This is a genomic window from Aquiflexum sp. (assembly GCF_041749095.1).
Taxonomy (GTDB): Bacteria; Bacteroidota; Bacteroidia; order Cytophagales; family Cyclobacteriaceae; genus Aquiflexum.
In genome coordinates, this window is sequence record NZ_JBGTCA010000368.1 from 1 (window position 1) to 21,479 (window position 21,479).

A 21,479-nucleotide genomic window follows, 5' to 3' on the forward strand; every position below is an offset into this window, starting at 1 on the left:
TTAAAAGCAGTATTGAATGCAGTCTTTGAACTGAATCCTGCTTCGAATGCAATTCCGATCATGGAAAGATGGTTTAACTTTTCATCCATCATCAGGTTTTTGGATTCTTCAACCCGATAGCCATTGACCAACTCGAAAAAATTCTTCCTCAAGCATGAATTTATAGCCTGAGATACGATATAAGGTTGTTCTTCAATTTTATCAGCAACATCTTTCACGGATACCCCTTCTTCACGAAAAAATTTTTCAGTCTCCATCAAATGGATCACTTTTTCAGTAACCACTTTTAGATGTTTTACATCTTCCTCCAGGCTTGGTTTATTTTCCATTTTGGGGGAATCTTCCAGATTTCTGAGCTGATAAATCTGGGGAGACAATTTTCCTTTGATTGTAATGAAATACATAAACATTGTAAAGGCAAGTATGCTTAATATACTAGCAGTATTTGAATCAAAGCTCCCAAATCTGGAAGAAATCACGCTCAGCAAAAAATCAAAACTTACAATAAACAGGAATCCGAAAAATAATTGACTAACCCATTTTAACCCTACTTTATGCGTGCTGGATAAGTTCTGTAGCACTTTGGTTTTATAATTGTGGAATTGTTTGAATATTAACTTGAGATAGAATAAGAAAATGATGATAAACCAAATTTGGTTGATAATAACCCATTGCAAAGAACTGATAAACCCATTTGACCTGAGCATCAAACTAATGTAGATAACAAGTAGATCTATTGGAACCAATAAAAATAGAAGGAAGTACTTCTTTTCAGGAACCTTCTTATAAAGACTTTGTATATATAGGATCAACAATATAGGAGCCACCATCCTAAAACCAAAATAAAGCCTTTGGAAAGGTGAATCAACTAGTTCTAAAACCTGGGGACCTACATACAAGTAAACCAGGGAAAATAAAAATAGACTTAAAATTCGGTTGGCAATTTTATGCTGTTGGGGATAATTCCAAATAATTACTCCTAATATTACCCCTTGAATTGCACCAAGGTAAATGAGGGTTTGGGCCATGTCGCTCTTTAACAATAACTGGAAGTTTTCCAGATCCATTTGGTTCTTGGTTTAACACCGATCCGGATATGCATTGCTTTGAATATAAAGGATATGGAGATAAAATCATAAACAAAAATAGATTTATTAGTTTATTTTTATTCCTCTGCCAGTTTTAACTATATCATAACTAATTTCAACAGCTCTTCCAAATTTTCTTGGGAATAAAACTTGAATAAAGGTTGTAGATTAAAGTGAATATGGGTTTAATATGAATTCTTCACAAGCCAAAAAATGAATTGTCATGATATTAATTTAGAGTTTATTTAAAAGTAGAAACCAAGTTAAAGCCTCAAGGCCTACAGTTTGAGAATCACCTTGGAGGCTTGTTGAGTTTAATTTGCAGTTTTCGATTAATTTTGAGCTTCTAAAACATTTCCTATCTCATTTTTAATCCAATCCTCCATCACATCCTTGGTCTTCTCTGAAAATTTCAAGTCACTCCAAGCACTTTTGTAACAAAATGGCGATGTTTTAAAACTATGATTTTCTCCTGCTGCAATGTGATAGGTAAAATTATCAGGAAGTCCCTTTGGGTAAAGCGCATTCAGATGTTCCATACTCCAATCAGGGTTGACCAATCGATCGTTTTCGGCAAAAAGCAACAAAAGAGGTTTTTTGATATTTAATAGATACTCCTTTGGGTCAAACTTCCTGATGACCTTCAACTGCTTCCAGTCTTCCTTTAAAGGTAAAATTGAAACTATAGTAAGATCTCTATTTACTCTGCGCTTGGCCTTTTTCAAAGCACTTTCGGGATCAAGGTCATCATTGCAGATAAACCCACTTTGGTAATCATTGACCAGTTGCTTTTTGACATTAAAGGTGGGGCCTGCCATACTTACACCTCCTGCAAAAGTTTCAGGATATTCTGACAGACAAATCTGTACAATCCAGCCTCCCTGACTATGTCCAACCACATAGATTTTCTCTTGGTCTATCTGGGGAACAGTCCTTAAAAATTGGGCGGCATGCATCGCGTCCCTGGCCCGCTGTTCAAAATCCGCTTTATACCAGACCCCTTCGGATTCCCCTACTCCACGCTTGTCAAAAAACAAAAATGCTACTTTCTCATTCTCAAATGGCCTTTCTAAAAAGAAGTCCAGAAATCGTTTATAATCTTTGGAATAAGAACTGTGCCCTCCTGATCCTATCAAAAATATGATGGCCGGTACTTTGTTATCCTCCACTTGGGGCAGTATCAATTTTCCTTTTAGAATAGCATCATCACTTTCGAACTGTACCGAAATCGAATCTTTGGAAATCGCAATACCAAGATTGATAGTAAATGCAAAAAGTAGTAAGGTCATTGTTGAAGTTTTCATAGGTAATATGGTTTTGTAAGTTTTGGATCAATATATCTTCTAAATGTAATTGCTTTGATAATCCATGACTCATTTTAAATTTCCAGACCATATAGTCGAAAAAGATATCTGATAAAGTCTAATTCTTGCATTGGAATACTCTTTTCCCAAAATACTGCCATCTCCTTACTTTGAATTTTAAAAAAGCCTAAAGAAAAAGTTTTTAAGAGCCCAATGATGATCAGTAATTTAAAACCGTTTTTGATTTCATTGTCTTTGCTTGGTGTATTTGATCTGTGCTTTAACATGCCCCAAAATTACAACAGCAGATTCTTGGAATGTTCAGGTTTGAAAAGTGGAACTTATTCGGTTAAGGTTTGGGGGAAATAATCCGAAAAAATGGATTACGCTTATGTACTTGGATATTCAAAACCTAAAGTCCCATCTGATTATCCATTGGCAGGTTTTTATGTGAAAAATAAAGACATCTCTAAACTTGAAAACTACCACGGAATAGATTATTCAGGAGGAGGTGTTGTGGCCTCAATGGAGAACCTTTTGAAATTCATAAAAGCTCTGGCCGGAAATCAATTAATAAATAATAACACACTGTCGATCATGATGGAGGACCGGAAATCATTATGGTTATGGAATCTATATGTTCAAAAAAATACCATTGATTTTACCGGCCTTTATGGATTGTTGGGGCAGTGTAGGTGCTACAGGTGCCTTTATGTTTTATCATCCGGTAATGAATCATATATCATTGGGAATTTCAATGATCTTGCCTATAAGACCAAAGCTATTCAGTTTATGTTGTTCAAAGTGGTAAAGGAGTTGACTAAACTCAAAAGTTGATGATACCAAAATTGACAAAGGACTTTAAATCAAAATCAAAAGAAACCAAATCAGAAGGATAAAGGGGACAATTAAAATCAAATCTTTATTGATTTTTGAGGCTGTAAATAGTCCGCAGGCCACCAAAAGTTCCTTCTCTAGTGATTCCAAATGATGAAACTGTAGATCATCCTCCATTCTTTCTATTGATATTTTTCCCTGTCTCAATACCCAGTTCCCATTGATAAATCCTCTCAGGGAAAATTGAAAAGGTCCTTCCTCAACCAGATTGATTTGGGCCATGTTTCTAAATGCATGTAAATGTATATACCCTATGGATTTCCCCTTCCTATAGATCCTAAAGGAATTTCCGATATAATCAATGGCGTGAAAGGTGTATAACTCTTGCCCGGAGAAGAATGCGGAATTATTCAAGAAAGACAATTTCAATGTCCCAATTATTCCCCTACCGTCTGACACATAGGTGATGTCTGAAAACAGATTTTTTCTTTGGATTTTTAGGTTGCTTTTATAGCGCATAATTAATCATTCAAATAAGAAAAACCTTCCTTTTCGAACGCATCTTATTAAAATGAACTTGAAAGGAAGGTTTGATGTGGCAGTTTAATTCCAGTTGGTTTTTCAAAAGGATTAAATTCTTGTGGTTTACAGTGTCAAACCTAGGTCAATTTGAAATATGGATTGTTCGTCTTTGGAAAACCGAACCCATTCTAGACACTTTTTGCAAATTCCTAGGAAACAACCACCTCAAGCCCTACCAACAATTTTATAACACAGAGGTAACATTAATAATCTGTTCATTAAAAATGCTTCCATTAGTTTGCGGAGTATTTATTCATTTCAAAATTTCTTTCATACATGAAACAACATTTACCTAAAAATTTACTTACGGTCGCTTTAATGGTCTTTGGGCTATTAAATATACAGGCCCAAACTCTCGCCTCCTGGAATTTTGCCGGGGAACCGGGCAATCAGGAATTTACTTCCGGGACAGGCAGTGCCAATGTCATTCCATTGAACTTTACCCGGGGAGCAGATATTACTGCTACCCTTGCGGGTAATTCCATCAGTTCTGCTGGCTGGGATTCAGGAGAAAACAGGTATTTCAGTTTTGGAATAACCATTGATGAAGGTTTTCAGGCCAAACTTTCCAAATTGATTATTGGAACCCGTTCATCAGGAACAGGTCCGGGAGAAATGGCTTTAACCTATAGCTTGGATGGTTTTACTTCCAATCTTGCGACATGGGTGCAGATTGGTACTAATTTTAATAACCAAGAAATTGACCTGTCCGCCTTGCCCCTATTGTCAGAAAATATTGAATTCAGAATTGTAAGTACAAGTAATGTTTCAGCAAATGGCGGCACAGTCGCCACAGCAGGAACCTTTAGGGTCACTAATTTTTTTCCGGGTGATTTGGCAGTGAGTTTAAATGGGGAAGTAAATCCTATTGATGTTTCAGATCCGGAAACAGCAGTTACCCTTGCTCAGTGGGATTTTTCTGGACAGTCTGGAAATCAGGAATTCACTACGGGTACAGGAAGTATAAATGTTGATGCGAAAAATTTCGGAAGAGGTGCAGGAGTAATACCTACGCCAGCCAATAATTCAATAAGTGGCTCCAGTTGGAGCACCGAAGCAAATGACTATTTTATTTTTGGAATTACAATAGAACCAGGATTTGAAGTGGAATTGGAGAACCTAGTGATCGCAACACGTTCTTCAAACACCGGACCTGGCGACCTGGCTTTAAGATATAGTATTGATAATTTCGGATCAGATTTAGCTAATTGGACCAATACTGGGACAAATTTTTCCAATGAAACATTAGACCTTTCCAATATCGGCTTGATTTCAGGGGATGTAGAATTCAGAGTAGTAGTCACAAGCAATAGATCCGCAGCAAATGGAGAAGTACAGACAGCAGGAACACTAAGGGTAGGAAACTTCTTTGTTTCATCGGGTAACTTCCTACCTGTTCAATTTAATGGAACAATCAGGGAAATTCCACCTTTAGAGCCTGAGGTTATCCTCAATTATAATTTTACAGGTGAACCAGGAGATCAGATTACGACCGTTGCGGATTTAGTGTCAAATGGATTGACTGCACTAGATTTTGCTAGAGGTGCTGATATTAGCCCTTCAGGTGCCAACAATTCCATCAATTCCAGTGGATGGGATTCCGGGGCTGAAAGATATTTCACCTTCGGCTTTACAGTGGCTCCGGACAGATTGGTTGACCTGAGCAATCTCAAATTAGGTACAAGATCCTCCAATACAGGGCCAAAGAATCTGGCTTTAAGATATAGTGGTGACAATTTTACCAGCGATCTGGCAAATTGGGAGCAAATAGGAACAAACTTTAATAATCAGAATATTGACCTTTCAGGCCTTACCAATCTTTCAGGCGATGTTGAATTCAGAATTGTCAGTACCTCTGACGTTTCTGCAAATGGAGGTACTGTTGGATCAGGAGGTACCCTACGTGTTACCAATTTCTTCCCGGATAATGAGGGCGTTTCTTTTGTAGGAATTGTCAAAAACGCAGATGGTGTAATCGTACCAATTATTGTTCTTGATCCAAATACACTGGATTTTGGAATGGTAACCATCAATGAATCAGTCCCTGTTTTGACCTATGAAATTACTGCCTCTAACCTTACTGATGAGATCATCATCAATAGTGAGGGACCATTTACCATATCAGCAGATGGTGTTAATTTCCAAAACGCCATTACAATTCCTGCCGGTCAATTTAATAATCCTGTTTCGATCTCTGTAGCTTTGGATTCAAGCGTTCCAGGTTCTCTTTCATCAAATATTACCCATCAGACCAATGGTGCTGGTCCGGTGAATTTGACGATTACTGCCACGGTTGTTGATCCATTCAATATTTTCGAAGACTTCAATAGTTCATGCCCTGATGGATTGCCTTCCGGTTGGACTTCTGTTAGCATTTTTGGAGATCAGGAGTGGACTTGCACTGATTTTGGAAGAGCAGGAACCAATGAATTTGCAAATGCTCCATTTGGGGTCCAGATGAATGGATTTTTATCAGGCCCTGTTTTGAATGAGGATTGGCTGATTAGCCCCTCTTATAACCTTTCGGAATTTGACTTCCCCATTCTTACCTTCTGGTCGAGAGCAAACTTTGCTGGACCAAGATTACAGTTATTGGTATCCACAAATTATATAGATGGAGATCCTTCCGAAGCTGATTGGACTGTATTAGGTGATCGATTTGCAACTTCCAATACATGGACCTTTTCCGAAGAAATAAATTTGGTAGACTTCAAAAACAGCAATGTACGAATTGCCTTTAAATACAATTCCTCACCGGAAGAAGGTGCAACACGTTGGACTTTGGATGATTTCAACCTTAGAAACTCAGATGTTCCTCCCGCTCCTTTCTTGACCAATAATATTGGAAATGTGGATTACTGGCATTTTGGAATTATCCCGGTTGGAACAGTTTCTTCCGAAACGAGAACCTTTAACTTCTCCTTGTCAGATGCCCTGGAAAACCTGACGATTAAGGCCGGTCCAGGATTTGAGTTTTCCAAAAATGGAAGTGATTTCTTTCAATCCTTGACATATGATCCAATAGAAGCTGCTGCAAATAATACTGTCACAGTAAGGTTTGCGCCGAATGACATTGGAGCATTTAGCAGTACGATTGCTTTTGAAAGTGGAAAAATCATGGTCCAGAGAGGTTTTGTCACTGGAGCTACACTAGAAAGGGACAAAACTTTTGATGTGGTCACTTGGAATGTGGAATGGTTTGGTTCTACCCAACCTCGACAGGGTCCAAACGATGTTGACCTTCAACTCCAAAATGTCAAAACCATCATAGAAGATCTTGATGCAGATGTGTATGCTTTCCAGGAAATCACCGGTTTGGATAAATTCAATGAACTGGTGGAATTGCTTGAGGGGTATGATGCAGTGGTATCCCCTGCCGTCTCCCGAGGTCCTGATCAATTTGATGACGCCCAAAAATTGATTTTCCTCTACAAAAAAGAAGTAGTGGAATTGGTGAAAACAAGGGTGTTGCTCGAAGGAGTGAGTCCGGAAGATTTGGTTGGATATCCTTCCGATCCCGACAGGTTCTGGGCTAGTGGAAGACTTCCTTTCTTGATGGAAGTCAAAACAAATATCGACGGGGTTCAACAGAAATTCAACCTGATCAACATTCATGCGAGATCAAACGGTGGCGGTGAAAGTACTGAAAACCCACGGTATGCCATGAGAAGGTATGATGTCAATGTGCTGAAAGATTCATTGGACTTTTACTATGGAGATGTTCCATTGATATTATTGGGAGACTTTAATGATGATCTTGACGAAACTGTTGCAGATCAATTGGCTCCCACAGTAGGTACTTCAGAGACTTCATTTATCAAATACATCAACGATGCGGAAAACTACACTCCAGTTACTTTAAGTTTGAGCAATTCAGGTCTGAGAACATTCCCTTCATTTGAAGATGTAATTGACCATGTGATCATTTCCAATGAGCTCAATAACAACTGGCTGGAAAATTCAGAGAGAATAGTGGTGCCGTTTGACTTGATTCAAAACTACTTAAATACAACCTCTGACCACCTTGCAGTCAAAACAAGATTTAAAGTCTCATGCGATATTATATCGGGTCAGATTATCGGACCAAATGAAGTCTGCGAAGAAGAAGAATTCAATCTTCTATTTGTCGGAGGAGCATTTACCAACATCGTAGCTTGGGAGATTTCCACAGACAATGGCCAAACTTGGGAGGAAATTGAAGGTTCATGTGGTAAGGATGAAATAACAATTTCAGATATCAATGCTTCTGCTTCATTCAGGGTTTTGATGGAATCCAATTTATGTTTTGCATATTCAGAGGTTTCTGAAACAGCATTAATTGAATTACCACAACCTGTCATCTATTTCGAAGCTGGACTGCTGAATACCATTGAAGGAGATTACACCTACTATTGGTACAAAAACGATATCCTAATATCTACCACTACCGTCAATGCCACAAGGACACAGGGTGCCGGTAACTATGAGGTAGTCATAGAAAATGAGTTTGGTTGCCAATCAATATCTGAAACGTTTAGGTTCCCCCAACAAATCAGAATTGGATCGGTACGGGTATTCCCTAACCCTTCCAGTTATTTGGTATCAGTTATTACCAAAAACATCGAAGGCTTGGTCAATGTGGAATTACTTTCCTCTACAGGATCAAAAATTTCCAATCAACTCACAAATGAGGGATATGTTGAATTTGATGTGTCCGGTCTGGCGAAGGGTGTTTATCTAATAGTAATCACAGATAAAACCGGCCAAAGTACAGTCGAAAGACTTTTGGTAGACTAAAATAAAATTTCTTTAGATCACAATACCAATAGAAGCTGTTCCAATGGGACAGCTTCTTTTTTTGCATCAATTTATTTTTACTTTAAATTCCAATTCTTACCACAAAAAATAAAAACCCAAAACTATTCATGAGCTTCCCAAATTTTGTATTTAAGTCTGAATTTTTTTTATAAATCCAAACAAGATGTAGTGATATATTTGCTTAAAGTTGATTGGTTTTTTTGGTCTATATTTCTGCTACTTTTCCCATCTTATTTTATTGGCATTTGATTTCGAGGTTTACCACATTGAATTTCTGATCTCTAGTACTTTATTTAACCATTTTTATAGGTATTGGATACTATAATAAAGACTCTATATTTAAAAAAATACCTGCGGATGAACAAATATATGATTTATTACACTTTTTTAAATACTGGTTCTGGAAAATATGAAAACCATGAAGAAGTAATGGAAAGCCTGTCATTGCCAATATTTGAAGAGGTTAAAAACCATTTGAAAAAGAAACATCGCCAAGGAAAAATTGGTGTTTTCACGTGGTTTGAAATAAAGGGTTAATTATAAATCTGAAATTATTGATATGATACCATATTTTTTTATATCCTCAAAATCTGTTTTGAGTTTCTTGACCAATCGATGCTGCACTTATGTATATGGGTTATAGGAAAACTCATTGGGATTCTTGTCAATTTGAAAGGCGGATTCTAAACCATACAGATTTTTCGGGGTAATACCTTTTGTAAGATTTTTTACTTTTCTTTCTCGATTGAATAATGGCCGATATTGTCCGTCCAATAGGTAAAATCTGCATCTTGCAGATATTCATCAATGGATTTTCCTGTAATTAACTCAATGATATGAGATAACACAATCAAATCTGACCTGCCGAGAATGTGTGATGCAACCTTTCCTGTCCTTGGGGTATCTTCTTTACTAGAAAGCCTGTTAATTATCTCAACTTTATCAAAAATCAGTATGTAGAATCGCTTCACCACTAGTGTTCCGGTTATGTTCAATTTAATAAACGAGTATATGAGGATTATTAAAAATGTTTTTAAAGTTTTGGCGCTGATTATCATCTCAATAATTATTTCATTGGGCATATTATGGCTGTGGCCTGAGCGAACCCCCGCCATAACCAAGAGTGACAATTCAGTAGCCAAAATAGATTACATTAAAATTGGTGATGTTGAACAATGCGTGTTAATAAGAGGACACAATACCAATAATCCTATCCTTCTTTTCCTGCATGGAGGACCAGGTATGCCTCTGATGTATCTAGCTCACGAATTTCAAAGACCTTTGGAAGAAAATTTCACAGTTGTTCAGTGGGACAGACGGGGAGCAGGTAAAACTTACGCGAGAAATAAACCTTCGGTTGAAAGCATAAACGTCAGACAAATTCTGGATGACGCATATGAATTGATTGACACTTTAAAAAACAGGTACAACCAAAAGCAAATTATCCTTGTCGGTCATTCTTTTGGCACATATTTAGGAAGTATTATGGTGACTGAAAAGCCTGAGTTGTTCAGTCAATATGTTTCTGTTGGTCAAGTAGTTGATGAAAAGAAGGCAAGAATTTTACAAGAAAGATTTATAAGTGAACAGGCGGATTTAAAAGGAAGAAGTGAAATAATAGAGGAGTTAAATAAATCCAACAACTCAAACCTTGAAAATTGGCTCTTTGAATTTGGTGGAGAGTTGAAAAATAGCAAATCTTTTTTTCCCTTAGTTTGGTCTGGAATGTGGGCTCCTGAATATACCCTACCAGAGGTATTTAAAGTCGCTGAAGCTTCTTCTTTCAGTTCTTCCAATATGAAGTATAATGTGTTAACAAACAGTATTTATAATGAAATAAGGGAGTACCAAATACCTGTATATTTTATTGCAGGAAAATCAGATTATACGACTCCACATGAGTTAATTTCTGAATACTATTTTTTGATTAACGCTCCAAAAAAGGAAATGATTTATTTTGAAAATTCTGCCCACTTCCCTTTTTTTGAAGAACCTTATAAATTTAGTCAGGTGATTAATAGTTTATTTATTAAATAAAATTCAGGAATTTCTTTTTAACCTAGGTCTCAAGTAATTAATAAAAAGTGGTTATACCTACCCAATCATTTTACACAAGAGAGGGTAATATCCCAAACGACTATAACATACTTAGGAAGATGCGAAATTCGTCATTACATAGGGGAAACTTGATTTAATCACTGAAAACCAATTTTGGGAAGCTGATCTGACTGATGTGCTTTTCAAAATTCCAAAATTTTAATGATTTCCTGACTTAAGGCTATATGTGGGCGTTTTCCATCTTTTAATTCATCTACATTGCTTAATACTACTATGCTAACATCATTTTCTTTAATAAAATAAGATATAGCATTGCCCCACCCTTCTTCATTTCCCCTTAAAGAGACGATGTTTTTATCTCCTATTGCTTTAACAAATAAACCATACCCGTATTCATTCTTATCAAAAGGTTCTTCTGATTGGAGTTTTATAATTCCTCTATTTAGGGTTTCCATTGACTCAATTGTTAAGAGAGTATTCATTGTAAACAACCTATTAAGTTTGACCAAATCATGAGCAGTACTAAATATACCTGTTGGACCTACATAACCATAATTCCGATTTTTGATTTTGTTTTTGGGTTTAAAATTAGGAATAACTTTACTTTGTTCTGAATCATGATATTGATACCAAAATATAGTAGAACCCATATCTAATGGGTTTAAAATGTTTTCTTGGATGAAATCTTCCCAGCTTTTTTGGCCCACCTTTTCTATAATCATCGCCAAAAGGCTATAGTTATTTCCGCTATAAATAAAGCCCTCACCTGGTCTGCTTTTAAGTGGGGATGAGAATATTTTGCTAATTGCTGCCTCTATGCTTTCTATTCCATCAGCTGCATAATTATTCGGTAAACCTGACTGATGTGTAAGAAGGTGGTGAATTGTAATTTCAGATGCTGGTACAGATTTTATTTTCCAGATACTTAGTGATAGGGTCATTAACATCAATCAACCCGTGATCGCATAATTGCAAAATTGCCACAGCAGTAAAGGCTTTAGCTATGGAGGCTATATTAAATAAAGTATTACTGGTAATTTCATTTTTTTTTCTTTTATCTATGAAGCCCGTGTTAATGGTTTTAACTATATTGTCTCCTTTTGCAATAACGATGGTGCCGTTGTACCCTTTATTTTCAAACTTTAGTACGGACTGCTCCAAACTCTCTAACTTTTTTGTATCAAAGGTTTGGGAAAATACAATCCCTAGCGGGAAGTAAATTAGCAAAATGCATAACAAAGTGATTTTTCTTTTCATGTTCCCGCTAGTTAAAGGGTGGATAAATTTTCTTTTTTAGGAAAGAGGATTTACCGTTATTATTAAAGCCAGAGAGGGCCGCTGGTTTGGTGCCCTTTTGATCACCATGATGACGGTCAGCTATCAGGCCGTCCGTGCTGCCACAAAAAATCTTGTCAAGAGTTTAAGGTCGGAGAAGTGAAGGTGCCCTAAAAAAGATAAGCCATGATATCATTTAGCGAAATGAAGAAATCCTTAAAAAAAAAAGATGGATGCATTGAACCTTGCCCTTCTTTCATTGCTGTCCTGTTTTGGGTAAATCAAAGTATTCATTAATTGTCTGATCAAGTCTTATACCTAACAATTTAAAATTTTCCTGGTTAGCTTTTAAGTCAGTGAACTTATCAATGATTGTACTTCGCTTGTAAATAATAAAAGTATTTTCGTTATCTGGATTAATTTTGTTCAGATCGATTTCTGAATCTGTATCCAAAAAGGAAGGAACAAAAGTCAATGCTACTTTATCCAAAAATAATTCTTTTCCAAGTTTTGCCAATACCATTTCTCTGTCTTGTTTGTTATATTTCTTTTCATTCCCATATACAAAATACACCTTCAAATATTTTTCTCTATTCTTGCTTTCTTTTTCCAAGAAGGTCAGCCACAGTTTAATCTCATCCCAATTCGGATTGTTGCCAACAAAATAGAGTATTCCGTGATACCAACCATATTTGCATATTGGGCAGGTTCTTGTCCCTTTGTCCGGACCCCAAGCGTGAAAGGGTATAAATGAAATAATGTCCTCACCGATATTTCTTCCTGAGTTTATATCATCTCTTGGTTTTTGTGGGTAAAAAGGAATGTTCAATCCAAGAATAATATTTCTTTCACCAATATTTATACCGTCTTTATGAACCAGTCGTAGGATCCCACTTCCACATCGGTTTTCCATTATATTTCTTTTTGCAGAAGTTAATAGTTTGTCATCATCAAATACAAAATCATCAATATAATATTCCTTGATCTCATTGGGTTCTTTTACAGTTATATGAATGTGGGCAGGTTCATCATTGGTTACATATGCTCCAGGTCTTACCGTATAGATGAAATATTTGCCCAGACTATCTGTTTTTACCCACCCTCGAATGTATCCATGTGTCTGTCCAAGATTGTTTGGTGGCATGCTCCTACTCTCATCCTCCTTGTGTAAATATTTTCCCTCTGGATTAGTTTGGTAATAATACAAAAGAACATCGGGTGCCGGAGTTTTCCCATCTAATTGATAAACAATTCCTGTAAGCAGGATTTTCTGTCCATTTTGATACCATCCCGAACTTGTATCGATAGAACTGATTATTTTAGGAATACCATAATATGTAAATTCACGATTTTCAAATGCACCCCCAATTGTTTGTTCATTGTTTTGGTTATTTTGTGCATAACAACCTGTAAAAAAAATGCAACACGGGAAAAGCAGCCAAATTTGATTATTTCGTTTCATAATTTATTTCTTCTATTTGTTTCAGTTCCTATACTCCTTCCCGTTGATGAAAATATCTCCGCCAAGCTCCTTCACTTCATAATTCATCCAACCATTTTTAGTTTTTTTCCAGCTTTCGATATGATTTTGGGTAGTTAAAATAGTGTCAATTGTTTTACCATCTCTTTGGAACATAAGCCTTTCCCAACGCTGGGAAGTAAAAACAATGGCACTGTCTCCATTGATTGTTATGCTGTCGGCAATATATTGATTACTTAAAGTCCTATCTATTATACTCCAGTCCCTAATCGTGTATTCTTTCTGCACTTCTCGACTAATGATTTCCCCACTTTGGTCGTAGATCACAAAGTCCTCGGGAATCAAGGACATATATAATTCAATGTCTTTAGTTGCGACAGCCAAAACACACCTGTCTAATTGGTGTTGAATTTCATCCCTAATTTGTGATTCCGACTCTGTTCCATTTGTACTGCAACCAAGAGCAATCAAGAAAAACGATAAATTCATTTTTCTTTTCAGCAATTCTTTCATATTAATATTGGTTTTAGTTTTAGAAATAATGATATTATGATAGAAGTATTAAAATGTTCACTAGAATTTGATTCCGGGAAATTTTTTTCCCAGTCAAATTTGTAATGGTTTATTACACTATCAGCAACAGGATTGAAAACCTCATGACCAGTGGAAGTGGATACCAGAAAACAATAAATACCTAAGATTAAATTTCGGGATTCCATATGGACGATTTATTTATATGCAATGATGTGCAAAAATCGCCATAAAGAATTTTTATCTACAGGTTAATACGATAAGAAGAGGTTATTCTTGTGTATCCTGATGGATTGCTTTGAATTTCTCTTTGAAAACTGACGAGTAATTCCTACTTAATCTCAGTTCCGTGCCGTCCGCCAAAGTTAAATCGTAGTCGCCATTGAGTCTTGACCTATAAGAATATACCTTATTGATATTTACAATTGTGGATTTATGTATACGGACAAAAATTTCATGATCAAGTTTTCCTGAAACAGACTTTAAAGTTTCCTTGTGAATGTACTTTTTCGCCGTGAGATGGATGTTGATATATGGAGGATTGGAAGAGATAAACAAAATCTCATTTGTATATATACTCATTCGCTTGTTTCCGTCTATGATTAAAAAGTTTGTGACGCACTTATTACGGTTTGTCGAATCATTAGGACTTGGAGTATTTGAGGTCCCAATAAGCTTTTTTTTGAATGATGTATAAAGGACAAATGGAACAGTATAGACTATGGCGAGAATTAAAATATATTCAGTCAATCCATAATGCAATGTCTGATAATAAGAAAAAGTGTGGTAATAGAAAAATTCGGATCCTAACCAAACAATTGCAGGGTAAGCAAAAAAGTGGATTACTATTGGAACCAATATACGTGGAATTAACCATTTCTTTTCCCGGCCTTCAGGCATAAAAAATTGTCCATAAAGAAGTGGTATAAACAGCAACCAAAAAGTACTGAATAAAAATGATTCTGATAAATAAAATGATGAATTATGAAATATTGAATTCAAAAAATCCAATCCAATGGTAAGGATTATACAAACTGTCAAGGTTATTAGAAGGAAAACAATCCTTTTCATTCGCAAAGAATTGAAATTAGCTGTCAATTTTTTTATCATTTTTTGATTTGGTAACCTGATAGATTAATACATCAATCAGGCCTTTTTTTCAAGGGCTATTCTTTAGTAGGCTAAATGTTGTGTGCAGTTTGTATGTTAATTTTTTCAATTAGTTCATGTCTATCCTGGATTAATCTTTGATTAGCTGGCACTTGATAATTGTTCTAGTCCGGAAGCGGTCCAATCAACTCAACACCATATTCTTGGCATGCTTTAATAATAACCGCATCATCTACAGTTGCTTCTGATGAAGGTAAGGATATAGCCCGGTAGAACTCTGCATGATGTGGAGTTGTCAGAATAAGGTATCGTACTACCTCTGAATCGATGCGGAAACCGTGTACAGTACCTTTTGGAATGTGGACAAATGCACCCGAAATGGCTCGAATTCCGGGCTTACCGTCAAGAAAGAATGTCACTTCACCTTCGAGAATGTAAAAGGACTCTACATCGTTATCGTGTTTATGTAGTGGGACACTTATACCACGTATTGACCGCTCTTCAACGAGGCCAAAGGCTCCGTCAGTGAGTGCTCCTGTAGCCAGAAAGTAAGTTGAGGTCTTCCCCATCCATCGCAACTCGCTCTCATAAGGTTGGTATATATATGCCTTGGTAGTCTTATTCATAATTCCTATGTATTTGTTTAAAATTGTGAAATAATTTGCGCTTAACTTCCTTAAAAGTATTAAATCTTTTCTAAGTAACTACTGCTATTCCTCAATCGCATCCCCCTCCCTTCACCACCAACCCCTCCAACTCCAAATCCCTCAACTTCATCCCGGCAAGCAACAGATTGTCAGACTCGATATATTCCTGACATTCATGGATCATGGCTATCAATTTTTTTGCTTTATCGATCCTTTCAAATGGAAAAGGATCAAGATTAGATTTAATAATCTTATTCAATTTCTCATTGATCTGCGCTTCCCTTTGTTTCAGTTCTGACTTTACTTTTATCACATCCATGATTGTCAATTATATTAGCATAATGAAGTTTATAATATAAACAATAATTTTAAAAATAGTAGAGAATGGATTATCCCCCCAAATCTGCCATCCACCTGAAATCATCTTCTGAAACTATTTTAATATCAAAGCCCTTACCTACCATCTGTTCAGCCTTCCGCTGCTTTGAACTCTTATCATACCCATTAAGCCTATATTCCGTTTGGAATCCCACGACCAAAAGGGTCGTTTGATGATTGACACCGTCTTGGACCCGGCATCCTGCTTCTGCTGCTATCACTGCCATTTCAGACCGAGGTTGGGATAAAGTCCCTGTAAATACCACCGATTCTCCGTACAAAGGACCATCCTGATTTCCTTCCATTTTATAGCTGACAGATTTTCCATTATAGGTCCTTGGGGTAATAGGTCTGCACATCAAAGATTCCCAATCTTCAATGGATTTCCCACTTTGCCTGATAGCCTCATAAACCACTTTCCCTGCCGAGATCGCATCTTCCAAAGCATCATGGGCCCGGTAACTAATTCCCAAATGCCGGGTAATATTTCCCAATCCATAACCTTTTTGTGAATATTCTGTCCAGTTCCTCCTGACAATTTTGGCAGAATCTATCCAAGTGACGGGTAGATAGTCTATAAGGTAATTCTCGCAAGCCCTGTTCAGGGCACATTTATCAAAGGGCATATGGTGGACCAATCTATGATTGGATACCATCATTGAAAGCTGTTCCAAAACCTCAGGAATCTTGGGGGCATCTTTTACAGTATCATGATCTATTCCGTGAACATTTACAAAAAACTGGTCAAAACATTGTTCCGGGTTAACATAAGATTTCCAGGTCCTGAGGATATTTCCATTTTCAAATTCAGCTACGCCTATCTGACAAATACTGCTATAATCTGCATTGGCTGTTTCCACATCAATCGCAAAGTAGTGGTTTTTCATGGGGTAAAAAGTTTGAAAAGCAAGTATAACCAATTCTGAAATATCAAAAAATACCCTAAACAGGGTATTTTATTATTAAGTACAATGCTATATTGATGGAATCCTATAGGGATAAAATTTTGACGGTTCACCTTCACCTATACAAAAGAAACCTATATAGGGGAAAGCAATGACCATGAAATGGTCGAACTTTTCAATAGCCCTCGGTAAAACCGGGGGAAAAAGTAAGAAATGTCAGGTGGCAACAACCCTGAAAGGGTTGAACTTATTGAGAATAGATTTACTTCCGACAGATATAATGGATAAAAAGAAAGTGATAAAAATGCAATTCGTAACTAGTTTTAATGGAATTTTAAATGTCAAATGCAATAGGCTAAGTAGATGTGGGAAATGGGCTATGACAGAGGAGAGAAGCCTCCAAAGAAGGAAAAATATATTGTTAAAAGAGTAAGTAAAATAGCAATAATTTGAAGAAAATAACTAGTCTTGTAATTGTTCAAACTTTCGAAATCATTTAAAACTAAATTGAACAATTTTACATTCTTTTTAAAATATTTAGTTTTAAACTTAAAATCCAAAATAAAAACTTCCTCTAAATTTTTATTTTGGTCAAAATTATTTGGATCAGGATTAAATAAACGAATTGATTCGGAAAAATGGAATTTTAAAATCATGTTTGATTCAATATCATTAAATACCCTTTCAGAAAATAGCTTAATTTGTGAGGAATACAATTTTAATTTTAGAAAATAAAAATAAACGGGAAAAAATCTGTAAAACCAAGTAGATTGATCTAATAGAAACTTGTTTAAATCTCCTCTCTTCTTAATAAGATCACTAATATTATGATCCAAAAACACGTTTATGGAATTCAAAATTCCTATGGAATTAATTATTCCTTCTTTCTCAATCTTTCTAATTTGATCAGAATTATAAGCACTATCTGAAAATTTTAAATCAAGAAAATAGTAGACAATATTTGAGGAGTTATTTTTGAAATCATTTGGTAGAATTACTATATCATCTTGATTTAAAAAATTCTTTCGATTATAGAAATCGAATAAATTAAATTTTTCTCCATCTTTTTCAAAAAGAACTAAGCAAGGGAAATCTATATCCTTTAAAAAATAACCATTAATAGATTTAAATGTATTTGCAATTTGATGTGATAAATCTGAAATCAAATTTTCCAAACAAACTTGAGATAAGCTTCCTAATGATTTTCCTCCATATGAATGCGATACCCCATTTTTTTGAAATTTAAATTTAAATCTTGTCACTTCCCATAAGATAGTATTATCCGATTCAAAAATCTTTTTTTGAATTGCCTCAAATACAGAAGAAACTTGCACTTCATAGCTAAGCACAAGGAAGGATTCTCCAATTTTATTATATCGTACAACAACAGATTTAATTAAATTATTGTTGGGTTTCCTCTTATTTGAAAAATCGAAATACAACAAGGTGCCAGAGGCGTTACCAGAATAGTTATTTAAAATCCCATCTATTTTATTGCTTAAAATTGAATAACCATCAAGATTATTAAAATAATCTGCATGATTAAAGTATTTTTTTAATATTTTATTTTTGCTTTTCCTTAATTCATCAATATTAAAAATTTCATAGAACCTTACTTTGTTTACTTTTAAATCTCCAATCTTATTATTATCAGTAAGAAAATTTTCATTAGAACCATTTGCCCAATCATCCTTATTATATTCTAAATCTTCAACAAATAAAATTTTTCTTTTCAACCATATTTGATGCGGCTTATACAGAAATGCAAATGAATCAAAATACGCGAAAATCTTTGAAAGAAAATAAAACAAAATCTTTAAAATTGAGTCTATGTCAAACAAAAACAATTTTATTTTTTCCTTGATAGTTTTATACCTTTTATCGTAAAAATAGAAATTCTTCATACCTTCTCACCCCCTTCCACTATCCTAATCTCCTCCTCCGTCAATCCATACAATTCATACACCATCTGATCGATTTCGGCATCAAGGCGGTTGATTTCGGTTTGGAGGGCGAGTGCTTTTTCTTTTTGTTCATTGAAATAGGCCATCCATTCTGCTTCTTCGGTCAGGCTCAACTTTACCTTGGCCTTCTTTAACTCCCCCAGAAACCCCTTGAAATCCAAAGTAGGCCAGTTTTGGAGTTTGGTGGAGATTTTTTCTATTGAAAACTTAGAATCAATTAAATTATTAAAATTAGTTTCAATTACGTTTTTCATTTCAGTGTTTTCTATTCTTGAATCTGATAATTCTTCAATTCTTTTTGAAATTCCCCCTTCATCTGTTTTTATTGGTAAATCTTTAAAATGTTGAAGCTTTAACTTGGGGAACAAATCATCAAACTCAGAATATTTAAACCTAAAATAGAAGGCCATTAGCTTTGATGAAATTATTCCAAGTACCCCTTTCGGGTTATAAATAGTTTTTTTTGAAAAGACTGCGATAAATACTGATTGGTCGGTAATGAACTTTTCTTTGACAAAAGCCGCTACTAATCTTTCACTAGGGATTTGTCTTAGAACAATTCTATCTCCGAAGAAGTATTTTGGCTCTCGCGGTTCTGCTAGCCATTTTCCATAGCTAATGAAACTATCAGAATTCCATTTAACTCTCCAGGGTGAAACATTTCGTCCCCTTAAATACGGAACAAAAGTTTCATCTTTTTTATAATTTGATTGATATGGGTCAGATTCTATAAATTCTTTTGTATGACCAACTCTTTTGTGATAAACACCAACTCCTCTTGCTATTTCAGTAAATGAATAGAGGGGGGTTGAATTCTTCTCAATTTTTTGAAGTAACTCATCAGTATTAGTTGATACATAAATATTAATAACAGAATTTGGTGAATCACCCCATTTCTTCTGAGGAAAAAATCCTGCAAACAAAAACTCTGAATTTATGCATTGTGAGATTTTAACATTGTCTTCTTGATGTTTTTTTGTGAAAAAAATAATTATAGTATCAACATATGCTGCCTCAAAAGTACCTGAGGGCATATTTACAATTTCTTTAATTGAAGACTTATTTAAAATAAATTTCCTGATCGGTTCAAGAAAAAGATTATTAGTCCAAGAATTTGGGACAATAAATGAAACTATGCCATTCTGATTAATTAGATAAAATCCTTTTTCCAAAAACAAAATGTATAGATCAATTTGATAAGCCGCAGATTCAAAACTTTTTGTCAAAAATGATTTTATCAAATCATTGAAGTTTTCTCCTTTACTGCTTACATAAGGCGGATTACCCACCACCACATCAAACCCACCTTTTGCGAAAACCTGTGGGAATTCTTTATTCCAGTTAAAAGCCAAATCCCCTGCTACTTCAGGATCATCGATCAGGGAATTGCCAACTTTGATATTGGAATTGAGGCTGCTGAGTTTACGTCCTTTTTTGGCTGTACGCAGCCATAAGGAAAGACGGGCGATCTGTACGGATTCCTCGTTGATGTCCACGCCGAAGATATTGTTTTCGAGGATATGGTTTTCCACATTGGGAAGGATAAGCGAGGAGTCGAAAAGTTGGGATTCGAGTTCATCCACATAGCGGTGCTCGGCCATTAAAAATTCCAGAACTTGATTCAGAAAAGCCCCACTGCCACAAGCAGGATCGCAGATGGTGAGTTGGAGCAGCCAAGTCCGATAGGTATCCAGTTTTTCCTTGAGCCTTTTGATGGTTTTTTTCTGCCTGCCTCTTTTCCCTTCTGCAAAGTCCTCATCGATAATCCCCAATTCGGTTTTTTTTTCAGTACATAACCTGCCCAAGGTATTGTCAACAATATACTTTGTGATGTATTTTGGGGTATAGAAAACCCCGTCCCGCTTGCGTTTGGTTTTGGACTTGTCCACCTCCTGACCTGCAAGTTGGGCACGAACATTCTCAATATCATTAAGACTATGTTCGAAAATATGTCCAAGGATATTGGTATCCACCTCTGACTCAAAATCGTACTCGGTGATTTTGCGAACATGTTTTTCTATGACACCGTCTGAAATTTGAAGTGTATCCAAAATCGGGTCAGGAGCGAAAAGACCACCGTTATATGCATGGATTTCAGCTTTATCTGGTCTCAACCTACCGGTATTGAGGTAACCAAAGTATAATTTGAACCTGTCATAGAGTGGGGTATAGGCATCCAGGTCTTTGAGACTGACCCACTGATTGACGATTTCCATAATGGAGTTTGGCGGGAGCAGTCCTTTGTCCTCCGCAAAAAAGATAAAGAGAAAGCGGTCAAGCAGTTTTTGGCTTTTCTTATAAAGGAGCAGTTCATCCATTTCAGGATTTTTGGCCACCATATCCTGCCAAAGTTCTTGTTTAAATGAAGAGTAATCGGCATAGAGTTGCTTGGTGATCTTTTCCTCTGCCAGTAAGGTTTCTTCTTTGATTTTTTTGGGAATGCCATTTAGGAGGTTGTCCTTTTGCAGAATCAGCCAAAAGAGCTTAAACTCTTCCAGCTGCATACCCAAAATATTGAACTCT

18 protein-coding genes are annotated in these 21,479 nt (G+C 35.9%); 4 read left to right on the top strand and 14 right to left on the bottom strand.

The window, feature by feature from the left end; all coding sequences use genetic code 11:
• Both ACEW8O_RS16850 and ACEW8O_RS16855 read right to left on the bottom strand, forming a co-directional pair.
• On the bottom strand, window positions 1-1,067 hold a 1,067-nt coding region (locus ACEW8O_RS16850; protein ID WP_373495793.1), incomplete at its 3' end, for a hypothetical protein.
• A gap of 353 nt (window positions 1,068-1,420) precedes the next feature.
• Window positions 1,421-2,392 carry an alpha/beta hydrolase family protein gene (locus tag ACEW8O_RS16855; RefSeq protein ID WP_373495794.1) on the bottom strand — a complete coding sequence of 324 codons (972 nt, stop codon included), beginning with the start codon at window positions 2,390-2,392 and terminating at the stop codon, window positions 1,421-1,423.
• Window positions 2,393-2,770: 378 nt separating this feature from the next.
• Here ACEW8O_RS16855 and ACEW8O_RS16860 point away from each other — a divergent pair, with 378 nt between their 5' ends.
• On the top strand, window positions 2,771-3,229 hold the full coding sequence (locus ACEW8O_RS16860; RefSeq protein ID WP_373495795.1) for a hypothetical protein: 459 nt from the start codon (window positions 2,771-2,773) through the stop codon (window positions 3,227-3,229).
• 24 nt (window positions 3,230-3,253) lie between these two features.
• On the opposite strand, the gene ACEW8O_RS16865 is transcribed toward ACEW8O_RS16860, so the two are convergent.
• A complete protein-coding gene (locus tag ACEW8O_RS16865) occupies window positions 3,254-3,748 on the bottom strand; it encodes a hypothetical protein (protein ID WP_373495796.1) in 495 nt (164 codons plus the stop codon).
• 339 nt (window positions 3,749-4,087) lie between these two features.
• Between ACEW8O_RS16865 and ACEW8O_RS16870 the strand changes: the two genes are divergently transcribed.
• Together ACEW8O_RS16870 and ACEW8O_RS16875 are read left to right on the top strand one after the other, a co-directional pair.
• Entirely contained in the window at window positions 4,088-8,587 is a 4,500-nt protein-coding gene (locus ACEW8O_RS16870; RefSeq protein ID WP_373495797.1) for an endonuclease/exonuclease/phosphatase family protein, read from the top strand.
• A gap of 378 nt (window positions 8,588-8,965) precedes the next feature.
• Window positions 8,966-9,145, top strand: coding sequence for a hypothetical protein (locus tag ACEW8O_RS16875; protein WP_373495798.1), 180 nt, complete (start codon window positions 8,966-8,968; stop codon window positions 9,143-9,145).
• A 191-nt stretch (window positions 9,146-9,336) separates the two neighbouring features.
• On the opposite strand, the gene ACEW8O_RS16880 is transcribed toward ACEW8O_RS16875, so the two are convergent.
• On the bottom strand, window positions 9,337-9,579 hold the full coding sequence (locus tag ACEW8O_RS16880) for a hypothetical protein (RefSeq protein ID WP_373495799.1): 243 nt from the start codon (window positions 9,577-9,579) through the stop codon (window positions 9,337-9,339).
• Between the two features lie 40 nt (window positions 9,580-9,619).
• Between ACEW8O_RS16880 and ACEW8O_RS16885 the strand changes: the two genes are divergently transcribed.
• On the top strand, window positions 9,620-10,645 hold the full coding sequence (locus ACEW8O_RS16885) for an alpha/beta fold hydrolase (protein ID WP_373495800.1): 1,026 nt from the start codon (window positions 9,620-9,622) through the stop codon (window positions 10,643-10,645).
• Window positions 10,646-10,848: 203 nt separating this feature from the next.
• Here the strand turns inward: ACEW8O_RS16885 and ACEW8O_RS16890 are convergent, their stop codons facing one another.
• The 10 genes from ACEW8O_RS16890 to ACEW8O_RS16935 all read right to left on the bottom strand — a co-directional run.
• Window positions 10,849-11,607: a serine hydrolase domain-containing protein gene (locus tag ACEW8O_RS16890; RefSeq protein WP_373495801.1), complete on the bottom strand. Its 759-nt coding sequence runs from the start codon at window positions 11,605-11,607 to the stop codon at window positions 10,849-10,851.
• Window positions 11,558-11,923, bottom strand: a complete 366-nt coding sequence (locus ACEW8O_RS16895) for a serine hydrolase (protein ID WP_373495802.1) — start codon at window positions 11,921-11,923, stop codon at window positions 11,558-11,560. The genes ACEW8O_RS16890 and ACEW8O_RS16895 overlap by 50 nt, the downstream gene beginning before the upstream one ends.
• A gap of 274 nt (window positions 11,924-12,197) precedes the next feature.
• Window positions 12,198-13,403: an intradiol ring-cleavage dioxygenase gene (locus ACEW8O_RS16900; protein WP_373495803.1), complete on the bottom strand. Its 1,206-nt coding sequence runs from the start codon at window positions 13,401-13,403 to the stop codon at window positions 12,198-12,200.
• A gap of 21 nt (window positions 13,404-13,424) precedes the next feature.
• Window positions 13,425-13,934, bottom strand: a complete 510-nt coding sequence (locus tag ACEW8O_RS16905) for a hypothetical protein (protein ID WP_373495804.1) — start codon at window positions 13,932-13,934, stop codon at window positions 13,425-13,427.
• A gap of 288 nt (window positions 13,935-14,222) precedes the next feature.
• Complete coding sequence (locus ACEW8O_RS16910) at window positions 14,223-14,534, bottom strand: LytTR family DNA-binding domain-containing protein (protein WP_373495805.1); 312 nt, start codon at window positions 14,532-14,534, stop codon at window positions 14,223-14,225.
• A 692-nt stretch (window positions 14,535-15,226) separates the two neighbouring features.
• Window positions 15,227-15,688 carry a cupin domain-containing protein gene (locus ACEW8O_RS16915; RefSeq protein ID WP_373495806.1) on the bottom strand — a complete coding sequence of 154 codons (462 nt, stop codon included), beginning with the start codon at window positions 15,686-15,688 and terminating at the stop codon, window positions 15,227-15,229.
• Window positions 15,689-15,779: 91 nt separating this feature from the next.
• Window positions 15,780-16,028, bottom strand: a complete 249-nt coding sequence (locus tag ACEW8O_RS16920; protein WP_373495807.1) for a hypothetical protein — start codon at window positions 16,026-16,028, stop codon at window positions 15,780-15,782.
• Window positions 16,029-16,098: 70 nt separating this feature from the next.
• A complete protein-coding gene (locus tag ACEW8O_RS16925) occupies window positions 16,099-16,974 on the bottom strand; it encodes an exonuclease domain-containing protein (protein ID WP_373495808.1) in 876 nt (291 codons plus the stop codon).
• Between the two features lie 395 nt (window positions 16,975-17,369).
• Window positions 17,370-18,728: a hypothetical protein gene (locus ACEW8O_RS16930; RefSeq protein ID WP_373495809.1), complete on the bottom strand. Its 1,359-nt coding sequence runs from the start codon at window positions 18,726-18,728 to the stop codon at window positions 17,370-17,372.
• Window positions 18,729-18,892: 164 nt separating this feature from the next.
• The coding region (locus ACEW8O_RS16935; RefSeq protein ID WP_373495810.1) for an Eco57I restriction-modification methylase domain-containing protein at window positions 18,893-21,479 on the bottom strand (2,587 nt) is incomplete at its 5' end.

Coding starts and splice junctions, on each gene's coding strand:
- ACEW8O_RS16885 (WP_373495800.1), top strand. CDS start 9,620: ATGAGGATTATTAAAAATGTTTTTAAAGTTTTGGCGCTGATTATCATC.
- ACEW8O_RS16865 (WP_373495796.1), bottom strand. CDS start 3,748: ATGCGCTATAAAAGCAACCTAAAAATCCAAAGAAAAAATCTGTTTTCA.
- ACEW8O_RS16905 (WP_373495804.1), bottom strand. CDS start 13,934: ATGAAAGAATTGCTGAAAAGAAAAATGAATTTATCGTTTTTCTTGATT.
- ACEW8O_RS16900 (WP_373495803.1), bottom strand. CDS start 13,403: ATGAAACGAAATAATCAAATTTGGCTGCTTTTCCCGTGTTGCATTTTT.
- ACEW8O_RS16855 (WP_373495794.1), bottom strand. CDS start 2,392: ATGAAAACTTCAACAATGACCTTACTACTTTTTGCATTTACTATCAAT.
- ACEW8O_RS16890 (WP_373495801.1), bottom strand. CDS start 11,607: ATGACCCTATCACTAAGTATCTGGAAAATAAAATCTGTACCAGCATCT.
- ACEW8O_RS16915 (WP_373495806.1), bottom strand. CDS start 15,688: ATGAATAAGACTACCAAGGCATATATATACCAACCTTATGAGAGCGAG.
- ACEW8O_RS16870 (WP_373495797.1), top strand. CDS start 4,088: ATGAAACAACATTTACCTAAAAATTTACTTACGGTCGCTTTAATGGTC.
- ACEW8O_RS16895 (WP_373495802.1), bottom strand. CDS start 11,923: ATGAAAAGAAAAATCACTTTGTTATGCATTTTGCTAATTTACTTCCCG.
- ACEW8O_RS16875 (WP_373495798.1), top strand. CDS start 8,966: ATGAACAAATATATGATTTATTACACTTTTTTAAATACTGGTTCTGGA.
- ACEW8O_RS16860 (WP_373495795.1), top strand. CDS start 2,771: ATGGATTACGCTTATGTACTTGGATATTCAAAACCTAAAGTCCCATCT.
- ACEW8O_RS16920 (WP_373495807.1), bottom strand. CDS start 16,028: ATGGATGTGATAAAAGTAAAGTCAGAACTGAAACAAAGGGAAGCGCAG.
- ACEW8O_RS16910 (WP_373495805.1), bottom strand. CDS start 14,534: ATGAGTATATATACAAATGAGATTTTGTTTATCTCTTCCAATCCTCCA.
- ACEW8O_RS16925 (WP_373495808.1), bottom strand. CDS start 16,974: ATGAAAAACCACTACTTTGCGATTGATGTGGAAACAGCCAATGCAGAT.